Source organism: Bacteroides sp. 3_1_13 (genome assembly GCF_001185845.1).
Taxonomy (GTDB): Bacteria; Bacteroidota; Bacteroidia; order Bacteroidales; family Bacteroidaceae; genus Bacteroides; species Bacteroides xylanisolvens.
In genome coordinates this window covers 1173683-1194544 of record NZ_KQ236956.1, presented here as the reverse complement: position 1 = coordinate 1194544, position 20862 = coordinate 1173683, and the positions used below count along the sequence as shown (strand labels likewise).

Genomic DNA, 20862 nt, shown 5'->3' with positions numbered 1-20862 from the left:
TTGAGTACGTTTAATTCCAATTATAGCCATCAATGAGAAAACGGAATATTCTAATACTATTACTATCCATGATAGGCATGTATGCTTTTGCCTATCCAAATATGATTGTAGAACACTACACGGCTGAACGTGGTTTGCCTAATAATATCGTAAACTGTACATTAAAAGGACAAGACGGATTTATCTGGTTCGGTACCTGGTATGGACTATGCAGCTTTGACGGAAGTAAATTCCGTTCCTACGATAATCATGACGGCTTTTATTCCACAGATATTCCGCCGCGTAAAATTCAGCGTATCGTAGAAGATAAGAATGGTTTTCTGTGGATTAAAACTATCGACCGTAAACTCTATCTGTTCGATAAACGGCATGAGAGCTTTCATGCCGTCTACGACGATGTGAAAGAATATTCCGAAAACATTCAGATTATCAAGATTCAGACGACCGAAGACGGCGACGTATTGTTGCTGACAAAAGATAAAAGCCTTTTGCGTGCGTACACCGACAAGGAAGGTAAAATAACGATGAAACAATTGCATGATTCGCGTCCTAACGTGAACGTGTACGACATGCGTCTGAAACACAACATATTCTGCGAAACAGCCGAATTTATCAATTGGATCGGTATGGATTATCAGATTCTGTCCCTACGGAAAGGGGAAGCGCTTAAAGACAAACCTGCCGACTTTATACAGAAAAAGGTATCTGCTAACCCGGATCAGTTTACTTGTGCCTCCTATAATTCTAAATTCTTATGGTTGGGAGACAAGAAAGGGCATATTTATAGCATTGATCCGCAAAACGGAGTTGTCAACCGTTACGAGATACCGGAAATTAAACAGCCGGTTTCTAATTTGCTGGTAACGGAATCCGGTCTGATGTACATTACCACTAACGAAGGAGCATACGAGTATAATATCGGCTACAAGCAGTTGACCAAGCTCCCCTTTACCATCCCCGAAAAGGACAATGGAATTATATTCTATGATAAATATGATAAGGTATGGTTTCAGGAGGGTAACCAGGCATTGACCTATTATGATCCCCTGAACAGGAGCCATCACCGCTTTACATTCCCCAATCAGAACGCAATCGGCAATTTTGAAATGCAGGATGCCGGCGAACAGGGCATGTTCTTTATGACTCCGGGAGGAGAAATTCTTCTATTCGACAGGGAGAAACTGGAAATGACCCGTATCAACCAATTGAAGCCTTTCTCCGACGATCTTCCCAATCAGCTTTTCTTCCATCTTCTGCTGGATAAAGATGGCATCCTTTGGCTGGCATCTACAAGCAGCGGAGTATACCGGCTTAATTTCCCCAAGAAGCAATTCCAACTGCTGACAGAAGTTTCTCCATCTCCGGTAGTGCCCGAAAGATCGACTTCCTGGAACCAGGGAATACGTGCTCTCTTCCAGGCGCAAAATGGGGATATTTGGGTAGGAACCCGCTGGCAAGCTCTGTATCGCCTGGATCGTAACGGACAAGTGAAACAAATCTTCTCGGATAAGAACTATCTGTTAGGAGCCGTATATCATATTATGGAAGACAAAGACGGTAATCTTTGGTTTTCCACCAAGGGAAACGGGCTTGTTAAAGCCGAACCGGACATGAATTCACCGCACGGGTTGCGTTTTACCCGTTATATCAATGACCCCAAGAATCCGAATTCTATCAGTAACAACGATGTGTACTTTACTTATCAGGACAGTCAGGGACGCATTTGGGTAGGATTACTGGGAGGAGGTCTGAATCTAATTTCCGAAGAGAACGGAGCAATTACCTTTATCCATAAATACAATGGCTTGAAACAATATCCTGCATACGGTCTTTATATGGAGGTGCGTACCATGACGGAAGATGAAGACGGACGTATTTGGGTAGGAACAATGGATGGCCTGATGTCTTTCGACGGACATTTCACTACCCCCGAACAGATCCAGTTTGAAACGTACCGCCAGGTCAGCGAAAATTCAAACGTAGCGGATAATGATATTTATGTACTCTACAAAGATACTGATTCGCAAATCTGGGTAAGTGTATTCGGAGGCGGTTTGAATAAATTAGTCCGCTATGATAAAGAAAAGCGTGAACCGATCTTCAAATCATACGGCATACGCGAAGGAATGAATAACGATGTAGTCAAATCCATCGTAGAAGATAAAAACGGCAACTTGTGGTTTACAACGGAAATTGGCTTGTCCTGCTTCAATAAGGCTACCGAACAGTTTCGTAACTACGACAAATACGACGGTTTCCTGAACGTAGAACTGGAAGAGGGTAGTGCCCTCCGTACCTTGAATGGAGATTTGTGGATTGGTACCCGACAGGGAATCCTGACATTCTCTCCCGACAAACTGGAAACATTGCATACGAACTACGATACACGTATTGTTGACTTTAAAGTTTCCAACCGCGATCTGCGTAGTTTCCGCGAATGTCCGATCCTGAAAGAATCCATCACATACGCCAAAGCAATCGAACTGAACTACAATCAATCCATGTTCACGATTGAATTTGCCGCATTGAATTTCTATAATCAGAACCGGGTATCTTACCGATATATACTCGAAGGATATGAAAAAGAATGGCATTATAACGGAAAGAACCGTATCGCTTCTTATACCAACGTACCTCCCGGAGACTATACATTCCGTGTAGAAACCGTAGATGAAGCCAATCCGGAGCTGGTTTCCAACTGTACACTGGCCATCACTATCCTTCCACCGTGGTGGTTGAGCTGGTGGGCAACCCTTATATATGTAATTCTAGGTTTGGCAGCTCTCTATTTCAGCCTGCGCCTGGCTTTCTTCATGCTCAAAATGAAGAATGATATTTATATCGAGCAGAAGGTATCGGAGATGAAAATCAAGTTCTTTACCAATATCTCCCATGAATTGCGCACTCCTTTGACATTGATAAAAGGTCCGATACAGGAACTAAGAGAACGCGAAAAGCTCTCTCCGAAAGGATTGCAATATGTGGATCTGATGGAGAAGAACACCAATCAAATGCTGCAATTAGTGAATCAGATCCTTGATTTCCGGAAGATTCAGAACGGCAAGATGCGTTTGCATGTGTCATTAATTGATTTTAATGAGATGATAGCTTCTTTCCAGAAAGAATTCCGGGTACTTTCCGAGGAAAACGAGATCAGTTTTACTTTCCAGTTGCCGGATGAACCGATTATGGTATGGGCGGACAAGGAAAAAATGAGCATTGTTATCCGCAACATCATATCCAACGCATTCAAATTCACTCATTCCGGAGGAAGTATTTATATAACTACCGGATTGACAGACGACGGTAAACGTTGTTACGTACGGGTGGAAGATAACGGAGTAGGTATTCCACAAAATAAACTGACCGAGATTTTCGAACGCTTCTCGCAAGGAGAGAACGCGAAAAACTCCTATTATCAGGGCACGGGTATCGGATTGGCACTTTCAAAAGAGATCGTCAATCTGCATCACGGACAGATTCGTGCCGAAAGTCCCGAAGGACAAGGAGCGGTGTTTATTGTGGAACTCCTGATGGATAAGGAGCATTACCGCCCGTCGGAAGTAGATTTCTATGTGGGAGATACGGAGACAGCCCCTATTGCGGTAGAACAAGATCCTGTTGCAAATGCCATATCCGAAGACGGTACGGAGGAAGAAGAACCGGAAATCGACGCTTCATTACCGACCCTTCTGTTGGTGGAAGATAACAAAGACCTTTGCCAGTTGATAAAGCTTCAGTTGGAAGACAAGTTTAATATCCATATTGCTAATAACGGAGTGGAAGGTTTGAAGAAAGTACATCTGTATCATCCGGATATTGTGGTGACCGATCAGATGATGCCCGAAATGGATGGGCTTGAAATGTTGCAATCCATCCGCAAAGATTTCCAAATCAGCCATATCCCTGTCATTATCCTGACTGCGAAGAATGATGAAGGCGCCAAGACCAAAGCGATCACTTTAGGGGCGAACGCCTACATCACCAAACCTTTCAGTAAGGAATATCTGTTGGCACGTATCGACCAGTTGCTTGCCGAACGGAAACTGTTCCGTGAACGAATCCGTCAGCAAATGGAAAACCAGACGACGACCGAAGAAGACAGCTACGAACAATTTTTGGTAAAGAAAGACGTACAGTTCCTCGAAAAGATACATCAGGTCATTGAAGAAAATATGGACGACAGTGACTTTAACATTGACACCATAGCATCCGGTATCGGATTGAGCCGTTCGGCATTCTTCAAGAAACTGAAGAGTCTTACCGGCCTGGCGCCCGTCGATCTGGTAAAAGAGATTCGTTTGAATAAATCTATCGAGCTGATTAAAAATACGGATTTAAGTGTTTCCGAAATTGCTTTTGCTGTCGGATTCAAGGATTCGGGATATTATAGTAAGTGTTTCCGGAAAAAATATAATCAGTCCCCTCGCGAATATATGAATGAATGGCGGAAAGGAGAGAGATAACCGATTACAAAATGCTTTCTTAATCGTCCTTTTAGAAACCTAATTAAGATTCGAAAGAATGAACAACATTAAGAAAGTATTATCAGCGTGGATGCTGGTTGCCTGTGTACTACCTGTGGCAGCCCAGTATCCTGTAATTCCGGACTCGGTAAAAGCAAGAGGAGCAAAACAAGAAGCGGAGTTTGAACGGAAATCGGATGCGGCATGGGAAAAAGCTTTGCCGACAGTGTTAGAAGAAGCAAAGAAAGGTCGTCCCTATAAGCCTTGGGCCTCCAAACCCGAAGATTTGATAAAAAGTAATATCCCGGCTTTCCCCGGCGCGGAAGGCGGAGGCATGTATACTCCAGGTGGTCGTGGAGGTAAAGTGATCGTGGTCACTTCGCTGGAAGATTCCGGCCCCGGAACATTACGCGAAGCCTGCGAAACGGGAGGTGCACGTATTATTGTATTCAATGTAGCGGGAGTGATTCGTTTGAAAAGCCCGATTAGCGTACGTGCCCCTTATGTAACGATTGCCGGACAAACAGCTCCCGGAGATGGTATCTGCGTCACCGGACAATCTTTCCTGATCGATACACACGATGTCGTGATTCGCCACATGCGCTTCCGCCGCGGTGCGCAGGACGTAGCTTTCCGTGATGATGCAGTAGGAGGGAATGCGGTTGGAAATATCATGATTGACCATTGCTCCGCCAGTTGGGGATTGGATGAAAATATGTCTATCTACCGTCATGTATACAACAGAGGGGCAGACGGACACGGGCTGAAACTTCCGACGGTAAACATTACCATCCAGAATTCTATTTTCTCTGAAGCATTGGATACCTACAACCATGCTTTCGGTGCAACCATCGGTGGGCATAACAGTATGTTCTGCCGTAATCTCTTTGCTTCCAACATCAGCCGGAACAGTTCGGTAGGTATGGACGGCGACTTTAACTTCGTCAATAATGTTGTTTTCAACTGGTGGAACCGTTCCGTAGACGGAGGCGATCACAACAGTTTCTACAATATGATAAACAACTATTTCAAACCCGGTCCGATCACTCCGATAGGTAAACCGATTTCTTATCGTATTCTCAAACCGGAAGCAGGACGTGACAAAAACAGACCGCTTTCATTCGGAAAAGCATACGTAAACGGAAATATTATCCATGGCAATGCCAAAGTTACAAAAAATAACTGGGATGGAGGCGTACAACTTAAAGAAGAGGTGGACGCCGCAAAGTTTTTGCCGCTAATTAAATCGGACGAGGCTTTCAAAATGCCACCGGTAACTGTAATGGATACCAAAAAAGCTTATACCTTTGTATTAGATAATGTAGGAGCTAATTTTCCGAAACGCGACGCAGTAGATGCACGTGTCATTAAGACCGTACAAACAGGAAAGGCCATTTATGCGAAAGATGCACCGGAGTTTGTCTCTCCTTACGTGAAGAGACGGTTACCGGCTGATTCTTACAAGCAAGGTATCATCACAGATATTCGTCAGGTAGGCGGACTGCCCGAATATAAAGGTGAAGCGGTAGTAGACTCGGACGGCGACGGTATGCCGGATATTTGGGAAATTGCCAACGGATTGAATCCGAATGACCCGACCGACGCCAACATGGACTGCAACGGTGACGGATATACCAATATTGAAAAATACATCAATGGTATAGACACCAGAAAGAAAGTGGATTGGACAGACTTGAAGAACAATTACGATACATTGTCTAAACGGAAAAGTCTGTTGTAACCGGATGAAAAGAGATTAAAGTTTATTGTAATGAATATACAAGTAAGAACGATCCTTTTAGGATTATTGAGCATTGGGTTTGTGCAAAGTTATGCGCAAACCTTTGCTTTACAGGTTAAGAATGACCAGATCACTTACCTGAATGATGATCGGGGAAACCGGATTCTCGATTTCTCTACATGCGGATATAAATCCTCCGAACAGGATATTCCTTCTGTCCGCAATGTGGTGTTTGTACCCTGGAAAGCCGGAGATAATACTGCGCGTATTCAACGTGCCATTGATTATGTAGCTTCGCTGGCCCCTGACGCTTCCGGTTTTCGGGGAGCCGTATTACTCGATCAGGGAGAGTTTTCCCTGTCCGGCAGTATTCGTATCTCCGCATCCGGAATTGTATTGCGGGGTACGGATAAAGAAAAAACAATACTGCTGAAAAAGGGCGTAGACAGAGGTGCGCTTATCTACATGGAAGGAATGGACGACCTGAATGTGCAAGACACATTGAAGGTGCTTTCCCACTATGTTCCGGTAAACGCGAGAACATTGGAAGTCGCTTCGGGTGTTTCTCTGAAAAAAGGAGATCGTGTCATGGTTACCCGTCCTTCCGGCAAAGAATGGATTGCCTCTTTGGGTTGTGATATTTTTGGAGGAGGTATCAGTGCTTTGGGATGGAAAGAAGGTGACATGGATCTGACTTGGGACAGAACAGTCTGCGAAGTAAACGGCAACCAGGTAACACTGGATGCTCCGCTGACCGTAGCTTTGGATGCCAACTATGGAACTTCTTCCCTGTTGACTTATCAATGGAACGGACGTATTCATGATTGTGGCGTAGAAAATATGACACTGATTTCTGATTACGACAAGCGTTATCCTAAAGACGAGGATCATTGCTGGACAGGTATTTCCATTGAGGATGCGGAAAACTGTTGGGTGAGACTGGTTAATTTCAAGCATTTTGCAGGAAGTGCTGTAATTGTTCAGCGTACAGGTTCCAAAATTACCGTTGAAGACTGTATCTCGAAAGAACCCGTTTCAGAAATCGGAGGGATGCGTCGTTGCACTTTCCATACGCTGGGACAACAAACTTTATTTCAACGCTGCTATTCGGAACAGGGTATTCATGACTTTGCTGCCGGATATTGTGCAGCCGGTCCCAATGCTTTCGTACAATGTGATTCGTATGAATCTTTGGGATTCAGTGGTTCTATTGATGCCTGGGCGTGCGGACTGCTGTTTGACATAGTAAATATCGACGGTCATAACCTGACTTTCAAGAATTTGGGACAAGATAAAAACGGAGCCGGTTGGAATACGGCAAACAGCTTGTTTTGGCAATGTACGGCAGCGGAAATCGAATGTTATGCCCCGGCAAAAGATGCGATGAACCGTGCATACGGTTGTTGGGCACAATTCTCCGGTGACGGTGAATGGGCACAATCCAACAATCATGTACAACCTCGCAGTATTTTTTATGCTCAATTGGAAGAACGGTTAAACAAAGAATGTGCAGAACGTGCACGTATTCTGCCCAGAAATACAAGTGCAACCAGTAGTCCTACAGTGGAAGTAGCTATGGAACTCGCTAAAGAAGCATATAATCCACGGTTGACGTTGGAACATTGGATAGGTGATAATAAGTTTGCTCCTTCGGTGGCATCAACCGGAGTAAAATCAATTGATGATATTAAAGAGAAAAAGAGCGCTGCACTTGCAAATTCTTCTTCTTTTTCTGCTGCAGCTAAATTATTAACCCAACCGGAAGTAACTGTAACCAATGGACGTATTCAGATGGACGGAGCTCTATTGGTTGGAGGTAGTCATACCACCCCTTGGTGGAACGGAAAGCTCAAAACCAATTATCTGAAAAAGGCAAGTCCGGCCATCACCCGCTTTGTGCCGGGACGCGAGGGATTGGGATTAACCGACCGCATTGATTCTGTAGTCGACTTTATGAAACAGAAAAACATTCTTGTTTTCGATCAGAATTACGGTCTTTGGTATGACCGTCGCCGGGATGACCACGAACGGGTTCGCCGTCGGGATGGTGATGTATGGGGACCTTTCTATGAACAGCCATTCGGTCGTAGCGGTCAGGGAACAGCATGGGAAGGATTGAGCAAATATGATTTGAAACGCCCTAATGCATGGTACTGGAGCCGCTTAAAAGAATTTGCGGAAAAAGGAAATAAAGATGGATTACTTTTATTCCATGAAAACTATTTCCAGCATAATATTTTGGAAGCCGGTGCGCATTGGGTAGATTCTCCATGGAGAAGCAGCAATAACATCAATCAGACCGGATTTCCTGAACCTGCCCCATTTGCCGGAGACAAACGAATCTTTGTAGCGGATATGTTCTATGACATTACTCATCCTGTCCGTCGTGAACTGCACAGACAATATATCCGTCAATGCCTGAATAACTTCGCAGACAATTCGAATGTTATTCAGTTGACAAGTGCCGAATTTACAGGTCCGTTGCATTTCGTACAATTTTGGTTGGACGTGATAGCCGAATGGGAAACTGAAAACGGAAAGAAAGCGAAAGTGGCATTGAGTACAACGAAAGACGTACAGGATGCAATCCTTGCAGATTCCAAACGCGCTGCCGTAGTAGATATTATTGATATTCGATACTGGCATTATAAGACGGATGGAATCTTTGCGCCGGAAGGTGGAAAGAATATGGCGCCACGTCAGCACATGCGTAAGATGAAAGTAGGAAAGGTGACTTTCACAGAAGCATATAAAGCTGTCAATGAGTATCGTCAGAAATTTCCTCAAAAGGCAGTGACATTCTACGCACAGAATTATCCGGCTATGGGATGGGCTGTATTTATGGCAGGAGGTTCATGTCCTGTAATTCCGTGCACAGATAAAGCGTTCCTGAAGGATGCAGCAGCAATGGAAGTGGAAGAAACAAATACGGATGAGTACAAGAAAATGGTAAAATCTGATATTGGAAGTATCATTTATTCCAAGTTCGGAACAGAAATTCCTGTTCAATTATCGTCCGGAAAATATGTATTAAAGTACATTCATCCTGCTTCCGGAAAGATTGAAACGATAAATAAATCGCTGAAAATAAATGGTTTATACAAACTAAAGGTGCCAGATAAGAAAGAAGGTATTTATTGGTTCCATAAGTTATAAAGCAGAGAATCCCGTTGAAGACCATTCAGCGGGATTTTTGCTTTTTATTGGTAATTTCTAGTAAAAGAGTGTTATAAAACATGATACTTGTTTTTTCAATCCACAAACCAGATTTTACCCAAGGTTGCGGTCGATACTGCTTAGCTTTGCAACATCAAATCAATCGAATTAATGCTATGATGGAACAGACTAATCATTCAACCGACACTTTGCTCGCTTCTTTTCAAGCGGGAAACATGGCAGCTTTTTCACAGCTGTATAACTTGCACATCAACGTCCTTTTTAATTACGGATTGAAGTTGACCATTGATAAAGAGTTACTGAAAGATTGTATTCATGACATCTTCGTGAAACTCTATACAAAGAAAGATGAATTAGGAACAATCGATAATTTGAGATCTTATTTATTCATCTCCTTGAAGAATAAGTTGTGTGATGAACTTCGCAGACGTATGTATATGTCTGATACGGCAGTAGAAGAAGTTAGCATATCCACTCCTACAGATGTAGAAGATGATTATATGGAAGAAGAGCAACGCAAGAATGAATTTTCATTGGTTAGACGTCTGCTCGACCAATTATCTCCCCGCCAACGCGAAGCGCTTACATTATATTATATAGAAGAAAAGAAATACGAGGATATTTGCGAGATTATGAATATGAATTATCAGTCTGTACGCAACTTGATGCATCGCGGATTGACAAAGTTGCGTAGTCTGGCAAGTTAATTTTAGTAAAAAGGTAAATGGGTTGAGTACATAGACAGGATAACGCCGTCCTACTTATGTAAACGCTTAAAAAGGATGCGATATGTGCTCAAAGGTAATGGATTTTTTGACGGATGATGATTTTATCAACTATGTGCTGGGTGTAACTCCGCAATCAGCTTCCCAATGGGAAACTTATTTCAGAGAGCACCCGGAAGAGATGGCAGATGCAGAAGAAGCTAAAGCTGTATTATTGGCTCCGGCAAATGTAGACTGTGGCTTCTCAATAGTTGAAAACAACGAATTGAAAGATAGGATTATTAGTAGTATAAAAGATTTTTCGGGTATTTTGTAGATAGGTTAGTATAGTTAAGATAAAGTAGTTAGGTTAGTTAAGGCATTAAAAGATTGACGCGGCCTTTCACAGGAGGTTTAATTTTAAACACTGTGAAAGGCTGCGTTTTTTATTTGTTCTATTCAGGTTTATCGCCGGATTCCTGAATATTGAAAGCACTACTGAAACTGACTATTAATACGATACATCCACCCAATATGCCGATAATCATATAAGCGATACGGATATCGAACGCCTGCGAGATGGCACCGATAAGCAGGGGAGCAATCAGCGAGCCTATAAAACTGATGCTTGACAGAATGGTAAGTGCAATACTGACCGGTGTTTTTGATTTGGCTCCCACGAAGCTGTACAAAGTAGGCACAATGCAGGATATTCCCAAGCCGACCAGCATGAAACCTAAAGAATTGATGATTACTTTCATGGCCATAGATTCGAAAACTCCTCCTAACAGGGCAGAAACAAAAAAGCCGATACAGATAAAGCTGCCCGCCAGTTGCAGGACTTTCTTCTTTCCCCAAAGCTGATAAGCATAGTTAGTCAGGAAACGGCCCGTTGCCATCATAATCATAAATACAAGAAAACCGATTTGCAATGACTTAGGTACGTGAACCACTGATTCGAAATAAACGGCACTCCAGTCGAACATTGCGCTTTCTACAATCAGCGCGAACAGTCCGACAAGTCCTAACTGCAAAAGCAACATTTCCGGTTTTTGAAATAACAGGCGAAAGCCATTGGGAGCTTTGGCTGTATTTCTTTTCTTCATCTTTGTATCAGAAACTTCCGCTTCCTGCGGTGCGCTTTCCTGCAAATATTTCCGTCCGGAAAGTGCAATTATAAGGATGATTATAAATATCAGTGTATAATGCCAGATAGGGGAGACTCCGGCCAAAATCATCACGAAGCCGATAAGTGCTCCTGCACATGCCCCCAGACTCCATCCTCCATGAAAAGTGGCCATAATGGTTTTACCATAGATACGTTCCACCTCAATGCCTTGTGTATTGAATGATATATCACACAAATTCCAGCACACCCCGAAGCAGAAGAGCAGAAAGCCTAAAAGATAGACCTCATGAGCCAGCCCGATGCAAAGCAGGGATGAAGCGTATCCCAGGATACTGACCTGTACCATGCTCCGACTTCCTAACTTCGAAACAAGATAGCCAGCCAAGGGGATCGCGACAAACTTTCCGACAGGAATCATAAATAAAATCAGTCCCCAGTAGAAAGCATAATTTGCGGCAAAAACGTCTTTGAAATCAGGGATTCGGCTGGCCCAACTTGCCATACAAAGTCCTTGGGCAAAGAAAAAAGTCAATATGGCAAAACGTATTCTCTCTTTAGGATGCGTAAATTGGTTATTCATGCATTTTTTATTTTTAATCGCGGCAAAGGTATCTATTTTTTTTGTACTTTTGCGCCCGATTTAAAAATATCATATTCATGAAGACAGGCGAATCTTTATTATCCATAGGTAAATTTATTGCAGAATATTCAGCCCATTTAATGGGGGCCGGAGTACACACCTCGCGGGTGGTACGCAACACAAAGCGTATTGGAGAGGCTTTCGGACTAGATGTCAAATTAAGCGTATTTCATAGAAACATCATTCTGACTATTATAGACAAAGAAACAAACGAGGCTTGTAACGAGGTTATAGACATTCCTGCACACCCGATTAGTTTTGAACATAATTCAGAGTTAAGCGCATTAAGCTGGGAAGCAGTAGACAATCATTTGTCATTGGAAGAATTGAAAGACAAATACAAGAAGATTATTTCTGCTCCGCGGATACACTCTCTTTTCGTATTATTATTAGTAGGATTTGCCAATGCCTCTTTCTGTAAATTATTCGGCGGTGATTTAATTTCGATGGGAATCGTGTTCTCGGCTACCATTACAGGATTCTACCTGAAACAACAAATGCAGGCGAAAAAGATCAATCATTATGTTGTATTTATTGTTTCGGCTTTTGTTGCTTCCCTGTGTGCTTCTACCGCACTGATTTTCGATACAACTTCGGAGATTGCCATGGCAACCAGCGTGCTTTATCTTGTGCCTGGGGTTCCCTTGATTAATGGCGTGATTGATATAGTGGAGGGATATGTATTAACAGGATTTGCCCGTCTGACAGAGGCTTCTTTGTTGATTGTCAGCATCGCTATCGGACTTTCCTTCACATTATTAATGGTAAAAAACAGTTTAATTTGATATGATAGCACTTGACATTCTTACGGATGGATTTTTTGCAGCAGTAGCAGGTATAGGATTTGGTGCAATTTCCGATCCTCCTTTGCGTGCATTCAAGATGATTGCCATACTGGCAGCATTGGGACACGCCTGTCGTTTTTGTTTGATGACCTATTTAGGCGTGGATATTGCCACAGGTTCGTTGTTTGCCGGATTAGTCATCGGCTTCGGTAGTTTGTGGTTAGGGAAAAAGGTATATTGCCCGATGACGGTACTTTACATTCCGGCATTACTTCCCATGATTCCAGGTAAGTTTGCATACAACATGGTATTTTCACTTATCATGTGTCTGCAAAATGTGAATGATCCGGATAAGCTGGACAAGTTTATGTCGATGTTCTTCTCTAATACTCTGATAGCAAGCACAGTGATTTTCATGTTGGCGGTAGGAGCTACGTTCCCGATGTTCCTGTTCCCACATAGAGCCTTTTCATTAACAAGACACTAAAACGAACTTTTATGGAGATTTTTTGGAGAACAATTGCATATTATAATTCAGCTACCTGGCTGTTACAGATAGTTATCATTCTGATTGGTATTGCATTGACCGGATTGCTTATCGGCCGACCACGTCCGTGGGTGAAAATGGCGATGAAGTTCTATATGATAGGTCTGTATACGTGGATTTCGGTGGTCTACTATTATATCTACTGTGAAGAGCGTAGCTATAATGGGGTGATGGCTATGTTTTGGGGTGTGATGGCTATCATTTGGATATGGGATGCGATTACGGGATATACTACCTTCGAACGTACCCACAAATATGATTTGCTGTCTTATGTCCTGTTGGCAATGCCTTTTATATACCCTTTGGTTTCATTGGCACGCGGTCTCTCATTCCCAGAAATGACTTCTCCGGTCATGCCTTGTTCGGTAGTGGTGTTTACCATCGGATTGTTATTGCTGTTTGCGCAAAAGGTCAATATGTTTTTGGTATTGTTCCTTTGCCACTGGTCGCTGATCGGATTATCCAAAACTTATTTCTTTCAGATTCCGGAAGATTTCTTGTTGGCAAGTGCCACGATCCCCGGCCTGTATCTTTTCTTCAGGGAATATTTCCTGAACAATCTACATGCCGACACCAAGCCGAAAGCAAAATATATCAATTGGCTGTTGATAAGCGTTTGCGTCGGACTGGCCGTGTTGCTGACTACTACCATGTTTTTGGAATTGGTTCCGAAAGGTTAATTCGGAAACATAGAAGATATTCAAATCAAAAAAAGAGGCCGTTCAAAAAAGCCTTGATTTTACAAAATCGTCCTTACTACGATAGGTTGTAGTAAGGACGATTTTTCTTTTAGAAACTTTGGGAACAGTTTCTTTTATATATCGTATCGTTTACTTAATTGCGTAGAATATCCGTAAGGCACACTGCATCACTGCATCAGGCAACCATTTTTTGCTCTTCGCAAACAACACCTGTATCCATGGACCTACTTTCGTCCGAAAAGGAGGATTGGTACGTTCCACTATCTTACAGATGGCAGCACCCAACTTCTGCGGATGGCATCCATTACGTTCCTCTTTTTCTATAATCTCCAATGATTTCAGAAAACTTTCTCCGTAATCAGCATCCAGTCTTGTCTGTTCGGAGATATTCCGGTTATCAGTAAATCCGGTGTTGAAATCTCCCGGTTCTACTACACAAACCTTTATATGGAACGGATGAACCTCTAAAGCCAATGCTTCGCTATATCCCTCCACTGCAAATTTCGAAGCAGAATAAAATCCCTGATAGGGGATTCCCATTACACCACCGATAGAGCTGATATTGATAATCTTGCCCTTTCGCGCCTTTCTCATAGATGGCAAAACTGCTTTACACATATTCACTACACCGAAGAAGTTTGTATTCATTTGTATATTCACTTCTTCTTCAGTGGCAAGTTCCAATGCGCCGCCGATACCTATTCCGGCATTATTAATCAATACGTCAATCCGTCCCTGCTCCGATAGAATCCGCTCTACGGCCTGACAAACGGAAAGGAAATTGGTAACATCGACAACAAGCATCTTTACTTGATTCATGTCTTCGGAAGGTTTCCGGCTTGTTCCATAAACGATGTGCCCTCGTTCCGATAACATTTGAGCGGTAATCTTGCCGAATCCGGAAGATGCTCCGGTGATAAGTATGACTTGTGGTTGCATATTTCTTATTTGCGGTATGGTACTAACTGCTCAATTATCATTTCTCCAAGATAGCAGTCATTTCTTCCCGCCAATCTTCACCATTCTTCGGCTGGAACGTTTCAAATCCCAGTTCTTTGCCGATTTGGATATTAGAGGCGCCGTCATCAACAAATAAAGTTTCGGAAGGAATGATATTACAATCATTCACCATAAATTCGAAAATTTCGGGTGCAGGTTTCGTGTGACCGACCTGATAAGACAAATATAGTTTGTCACAATAATCATTCAACGGCTTTTTCTTCGATGAGAAATCGGGGCTGCATGCCCACGACATAACAAAAGGATTGGTATTACTTAAAATATACACATGATAGGACTTTCTCAATTCCAATATATAATCGAGTTTATTTAGATTCACTTCATTGAAAAAGCCCAGCCATGCCTGTTTGGTTTCCTCCATCGTCAATGGACGGCCACATAAATCCCCCAGTTGTTTCCGAAACTCATCCGCACTTAGCTTTCCTTCTTCCAGTTCTTGAAAGATGCCGGTCTGGTGATATTTATCCAGCCGGGTATCAGCATCTGCCAGTCCCAGTTTGATAAATGCCTGAACCGCTTTGTCACGATCAATATCTACAATCACTCCTCCAAAATCAAATACAATGTTTTTAATCATGATATATAATTTTCTTGTTTGCTACAAAGATACGGCTTATCTTCTTAATTAATAGCCCGCAACGGCTTGATATTTGTCAAAAAAAACATAGTGACGCTATCCTGTCAGGATAGTGACGCCATTTAGCAAGGATAGTGTCACTATAAGAACAGGATAGCGTCACTATATTTTGTGTAACTTATAGAAGCATAAATGCCGATTATTTTTTATATTTGCAAATCCAATCAATCCTTTGCAAAGACAAAAATAGAGTTATGAATAATCTTCGAATTTTATTGTATATGATGCTCCTTTCACTGGCTGCCTGTCATCCGGAAGGGACGAGCGTGAAGCAAGGGCTGGACAAGGCTGCGCAACTGATGGAGCAGGACCCTGATACAGCATCCATTATTCTTGAGACTATTCAGTCAAGCCAAATGAATGAGGCTCAACTGGCAGAGTATAATTTATTGTGTACCCAGCTCAACGAGGATAAAAACATTCCTCATTCCTCTGATAAGCAGATTAGGCAGGCGGCATCTTATTATGAGAAACACGGTGATGAATATCAAAAATCTAAAGTATATTATTATCTTGCCTGTGTAGAAAGTGATTTGGAACAGAAAGAGGATGCAGAAATCCACTTTAAGGAGGCAATCAAACTTGCCAAAGAAACAGAGGAATACGATCATCTGGCAAAAATATGCAAACGATGTAGTCTTTATTATCAGAAATACGGTAACTTTGATGAAGCACTGGAAATGGAAAGAAAGGCATACGCCAGTCAGTTGATGTTAAACGATAACAAAAGTGATTCTTCGGTCATTCTGTCTTCTGCTTTAGGTATGTTTGGTGTGATGTCTTTGTTGCTTGGACTACTCTGGCAGAAAAACCGGCACGCACTTTCCCAACTGGATCTTTTCAAAGAAGAAATACTGAAGAAAGATGTCGAGTCGGATAAGCTGATGTTGCAATGTAATCATCTCGAAGAGAAGTATCAGTCTCTTCAGTTACATATCTATGAAAGTTCTCCGGTTGTCTCAAAAGTACGGCAGTTTAAGGAACGGAATGTTTTGTCTTCTAAAATCCCTTCTTTCTCCGAGAAAGACTGGACAGAGTTGCTGCGACTTCAAGAGAATGTCTATGGACTTGTCTCTAAATTGAAAGAGATAAGTCCAAAACTCACAGAAGAAGATTTAAGGGTATGTGCTTTTCTACGGGAAGGAGTTCAACCGGCTTATTTTGCTGATTTAATGAAACTTACTACCGAAACGCTGACACGAAGAATTTCCAGAATAAAAACGGAGAAACTGATGCTGGTAAACTCGAAAGAATCATTGGAAGATATTGTTAAGTCATTGGGGGCTTCACCACTTTAACGGAGAAATTTATTTCAGTGCAGAAATGAATGAAAGTTTTGTCTACTATAAAGTTGAAAAAACATAAAACATCTGCCACCTGCAACGAAAAGCGTGTAATATACTAGTTGACAAATAGTTGGAGCGTTGCAGATACCTGCGGCAGATAGGTTGCAGATACTTTATCTGCAACACGTTATATAATCAAAGAAAAAGCCTTGATTCCTTTATGCAAAGCTATGGGATAATTGGGATGGCTCTATGGATAATTTGTAGTGTCTCTACGGAGAAACGACAGTATCCTTACGTAGAAACTGTCGTTTCCTGCCTTGGAAACTCTCGTTTCCTACCGTGGAAACTGTAGTTTCTAATGCAGGAAACGACAATTCCCCGCCTGGAAACAGGAAGTTATGTATTCAAATAAACTTTTGCGCTCCTAGAGAATTAGCTTATGTAAAGTTTATACTGTGTTGCAGATAAAGTATCTGCAACCTATCTGCCGCAGGTATCTGCAACGTTCCAACTATTTATCAACTAGCACATTACACGCTTTTCGTTGCAGGTGGCAGATGTTTTTACGTTTTTCAACTTTATAGTAGAGGATTACGCATCACAATTATGCTCAAAACCGTAAGTCATGAATAAAATTCACCTCTGTACCCTCTGTGTCCTCTGTGGTGAAAACCCGTGCAGAAATAAGCTAAAATTGAAGAAACAATGAAATTACAGAATAAATAATTTTCCCCTATATATATGCTGTCTGCTTTTGTCTGTATTTAGACTCCTATTAAGTCTGAATATCAATAAATTACAAAATCATCCTGTCCGTATCTGTCCGACTAAAAACACTTATCATATATGCATGTTCTGTAACTTTGCAAACAAAAAAATGACAGAACAATGAGTTACTTATTATTTAAAAGAGGAAACGATTTAGGAGGTTGGATTGTCTTTCTGATAGCAGCTTTTGTGTATGGAATGACTATTGAACCTACCGCAAGTTTTTGGGATTGTCCCGAATTTATTTCATGTGCCGAAAAGCTACAAGTTGGTCATCCACCGGGAGCACCTTTCTATATGCTTGTCGGGAATCTATTCACCCAGTTTGCGTCCGATGCTTCGCAGGTATCGCGCATGGTCAACTTTTTAAATGCACTGTTAAGTGCAGGGTGCATCTTGTTTCTTTTTTGGAGTATTACTCGATTGGTGCGAAGCATACTTACGGATGATGCACGGAAGCTATCAACAACCGACGTAATTATCATTTTAGGAGCAGGATTTGTAGGAGCTTTGGCTTACACCTTCAGTGATACATTCTGGTTCAGTGCAGTAGAGGGTGAAGTATATGCCTTCTCTTCCTTCCTCACAGCTTTGGTTTTTTGGATGATTCTTCGCTGGCAGGACGAAGCAGATTCAATATCCGGCGACCGCTGGATTATCCTGATAGCCTATATTATAGGACTTTCCATCGGAGTACACCTGCTCAATCTGCTTTGTATTCCTGCTATTGTATTGGTGTTCTATTACCGGAAATACCAAGCTGTATCACTCAAGGGAGTGATCGGAACGATTGCGCTGTCCGGTCTTCTTATTGTATTGATTCTCTTTGTTTATATACCCGGAATGGCTGATATGGGAGGATGGTTCGAGCTATTCTTCGTCAATGTATTGGGATTTCCTTTCCAAACAGGATTAATCATTTTTCTGACTTTAGTCCTGTCTTTGTTGATAGGAACCATCTACCGATTCAGAAAACGCATAGTACATACCGGTTTATGGTGCCTGCTCATGCTCACCATAGGATATACCACTTATGCGGTCATATTGATTCGTGCCAATGCCAATACACCGCTTAATGAAAATGCACCGGATAATATTTTCACGCTCAAAAGCTACCTGAATCGCGAACAGTATGAAAGTGCCCCTTTACTTTATGGAAGAACCTACGCTTCCGAACCGGAGTATGTGCCCGAAGGAGACTATTACAAAGTGAAAACAGAAAAAGGCAGTGCCATATATCGGCCGGATAGAAAAGAAGGCAAGTATAAAATCATCGGCTATAAAGAAAATGTGTGCTACACTCAAAATATGTTGTTTCCGCGAATGTGGAATGATCGTTTGGCTGCTTCTTATAAAGGATGGTCGGGAAGCACGAATGATGTACCCACACAAAAAGAGAACCTGACTTATTTCATTACATACCAACTCAACTACATGTATGTACGTTATTTCCTATGGAATTTTGTCGGACGGCAGAATGATATTCAAGGAAGCGGTGAACCGGAACACGGCAACTGGATTACAGGAATTTCCTGGCTTGACAACCTGCGCTTGGGGGATCAGAAGCTTTTACCGGAATCTTTGCGTCAGAATAAAGGGCACAATGTTTTCTATGGTTTGCCGTTATTATTAGGACTACTTGGTATCTATTGGCAATGGGCACGTGGAAAGAAAGGCAAGCAACAGTTCAGTGTCTTGTTTTTCCTTTTCTTTATGACCGGATTGGCGATTGTGCTCTATCTGAATCAGACTCCCGGACAACCTCGCGAACGGGATTATGCGTATGCAGGTTCGTTCTATGCCTTCGCTATCTGGATCGGGATGGGAGCTGCCGGATGCTGTGATATGCTTCGTCGGAAGCACTTTAAAGTTCTCCCGGTCAGCTTACTCATGCTGCTTTGCCTACTCATCCCCGTACAAATGGCAAGCCAGACTTGGGACGATCACGACCGGAGCAACCGGTATACTTGCCGTGACTTTGGGGCTAATTATCTAATGACGCTTCCCGATACAGGAAATCCGATTATATTCTGTAACGGAGACAATGATACGTTCCCTTTATGGTATAATCAGGACACGGAAGAGGTACGCAGAGATGCACGCATCTGCAACTTAAGTTATGCGCAAACCGACTGGTATATTTATCAGCAACAATGTCCTCTATACAATGCTCCCGGACTACCGATCAGCTGGGAACAAAATCAATATCAAGAGGGAAAGAACGAATATGTAGCCGTTCGTCCGGAGTTGAAAAAACAAATAGAAGAATTGTATCAAAAGCATCCCGAAGAAGCCCGTGACAGTTTTGGAGATGATCCGTATGAGATAAAGAATATCTTGAAACATTGGGTATTTGCAGAGAAGCAGGAGTTTCATGTGATACCTACCGATACAATAAACATTCATATCGATAAGGATGCAGTGCTTCGTTCGGGAATGATGCTACCTAAAGCCATTCGTCATTTAAAAGGAGAAGAATTGAAAAATGCGATGCCGGATAAACTATCTATTTCTCTGAAAGATATACGTCTGCTGACTAAAGTAGATTTGCTCATACTCGAAATATTGGCTAACTGCAACTGGGAACGTCCGTTATACATGGCTATCTCGGTGGGAAATGCCACTCAATTGAAGTTTGATGATTACTTTGTCCAGGAAGGATTGGCATTCCGGTTTACCCCGTTTAATTATAAAAAATGGGGAGACGCGGAAAGGGACAATGGATATGCAATAGATACGGAGAAATTCTACGAGAATGTGATGAACAGATATAAATATGGAGGATTAGATACTCCCGGACTTTATCTGGACGAAACGACTATGCGCATCTGCTACTCCCACCGAAGACTCTTTGCCCAACTGGCTAAAGAACTGGTGAAACAAGGAGACAATGCCCGTGCCCAAAAAGTATTAGCGTATGCCGAACAAGCTATTCCGGCGTATAATGTACCTCAAGTATACGAGAGTGGTTCGTATGATATAGCCACAGCTTATGCCTCCATAGGAGAAACCGGGAAAGCGATCACTTTATTGAATGATCTGATATCAGAATCGAGAGATTATATCGACTGGGCTTTCTCGCTGGGAGATAGCCGGATAGAAATGGTTCAACGGGATTGCCTGTATAAGTTCTGGCAGTGGAATCAGTGCAATGAATTACTGAAAGATATGGATAAAGAGAGGTATAAACAGAGTAATCAGCAGTTTGAAGAGAAATACATGCGACTCGCTCAACTAATGAATTATCAAAACTAAACT

At 42.2% G+C, this 20862-nt stretch carries 13 protein-coding genes; 10 read left to right on the top strand and 3 right to left on the bottom strand.

The window, feature by feature from the left end:
- Window positions 1–32 precede the first annotated feature (32 nt).
- The 5 genes from HMPREF9009_RS17505 (at window position 33) to HMPREF9009_RS17485 (ending at window position 10425) form a co-directional block, all read left to right on the top strand.
- Window positions 33–4466, top strand: a complete 4434-nt coding sequence (locus HMPREF9009_RS17505) for a hybrid sensor histidine kinase/response regulator transcription factor (protein ID WP_080598056.1) — start codon at window positions 33–35, stop codon at window positions 4464–4466.
- Window positions 4467–4524: 58 nt separating this feature from the next.
- Window positions 4525–6207: a polysaccharide lyase gene (locus HMPREF9009_RS17500; protein WP_049702851.1), complete on the top strand. Its 1683-nt coding sequence runs from the start codon at window positions 4525–4527 to the stop codon at window positions 6205–6207.
- A gap of 30 nt (window positions 6208–6237) precedes the next feature.
- On the top strand, window positions 6238–9363 hold the full coding sequence (locus HMPREF9009_RS17495; RefSeq protein ID WP_049702850.1) for a DUF6298 domain-containing protein: 3126 nt from the start codon (window positions 6238–6240) through the stop codon (window positions 9361–9363).
- A gap of 176 nt (window positions 9364–9539) precedes the next feature.
- Entirely contained in the window at window positions 9540–10091 is a 552-nt protein-coding gene (locus HMPREF9009_RS17490; RefSeq protein WP_004296026.1) for an RNA polymerase sigma factor, read from the top strand.
- A gap of 82 nt (window positions 10092–10173) precedes the next feature.
- A complete protein-coding gene (locus HMPREF9009_RS17485; protein ID WP_004309749.1) occupies window positions 10174–10425 on the top strand; it encodes a hypothetical protein in 252 nt (83 codons plus the stop codon).
- 118 nt (window positions 10426–10543) lie between these two features.
- Here HMPREF9009_RS17485 and HMPREF9009_RS17480 read toward each other — a convergent pair whose 3' ends face one another.
- Complete coding sequence (locus HMPREF9009_RS17480) at window positions 10544–11797, bottom strand: MFS transporter (RefSeq protein WP_049702849.1); 1254 nt, start codon at window positions 11795–11797, stop codon at window positions 10544–10546.
- 77 nt (window positions 11798–11874) lie between these two features.
- Between HMPREF9009_RS17480 and HMPREF9009_RS17475 the strand changes: the two genes are divergently transcribed.
- From HMPREF9009_RS17475 to HMPREF9009_RS17465, 3 genes are read left to right on the top strand one after another with little or no spacing between them, the layout of a single operon-like run.
- Window positions 11875–12642 carry a threonine/serine exporter family protein gene (locus HMPREF9009_RS17475; RefSeq protein ID WP_008775697.1) on the top strand — a complete coding sequence of 256 codons (768 nt, stop codon included), beginning with the start codon at window positions 11875–11877 and terminating at the stop codon, window positions 12640–12642.
- 1 nt (window position 12643) lies between these two features.
- Window positions 12644–13129 carry a threonine/serine exporter family protein gene (locus HMPREF9009_RS17470; protein ID WP_004318282.1) on the top strand — a complete coding sequence of 162 codons (486 nt, stop codon included), beginning with the start codon at window positions 12644–12646 and terminating at the stop codon, window positions 13127–13129.
- Window positions 13130–13140: 11 nt separating this feature from the next.
- Window positions 13141–13869 (top strand): DUF6064 family protein, encoded by a 729-nt coding sequence (locus tag HMPREF9009_RS17465; protein WP_049702848.1) that lies wholly within the window; start codon window positions 13141–13143, stop codon window positions 13867–13869.
- Window positions 13870–14019: 150 nt separating this feature from the next.
- Here the strand turns inward: HMPREF9009_RS17465 and HMPREF9009_RS17460 are convergent, their stop codons facing one another.
- Both HMPREF9009_RS17460 and HMPREF9009_RS17455 read right to left on the bottom strand, forming a co-directional pair.
- Entirely contained in the window at window positions 14020–14829 is an 810-nt protein-coding gene (locus HMPREF9009_RS17460) for a 3-ketodihydrosphingosine reductase (RefSeq protein ID WP_049702847.1), read from the bottom strand.
- Window positions 14830–14866: 37 nt separating this feature from the next.
- A complete protein-coding gene (locus HMPREF9009_RS17455) occupies window positions 14867–15487 on the bottom strand; it encodes an HAD family hydrolase (RefSeq protein WP_015531094.1) in 621 nt (206 codons plus the stop codon).
- A 254-nt stretch (window positions 15488–15741) separates the two neighbouring features.
- Between HMPREF9009_RS17455 and HMPREF9009_RS17450 the strand changes: the two genes are divergently transcribed.
- Both HMPREF9009_RS17450 and HMPREF9009_RS17445 read left to right on the top strand, forming a co-directional pair.
- Entirely contained in the window at window positions 15742–16845 is a 1104-nt protein-coding gene (locus HMPREF9009_RS17450) for a tetratricopeptide repeat protein (RefSeq protein WP_049702846.1), read from the top strand.
- 879 nt (window positions 16846–17724) lie between these two features.
- Window positions 17725–20859: a glycosyltransferase family 117 protein gene (locus tag HMPREF9009_RS17445; RefSeq protein WP_049702845.1), complete on the top strand. Its 3135-nt coding sequence runs from the start codon at window positions 17725–17727 to the stop codon at window positions 20857–20859.
- Window positions 20860–20862 lie beyond the last annotated feature (3 nt).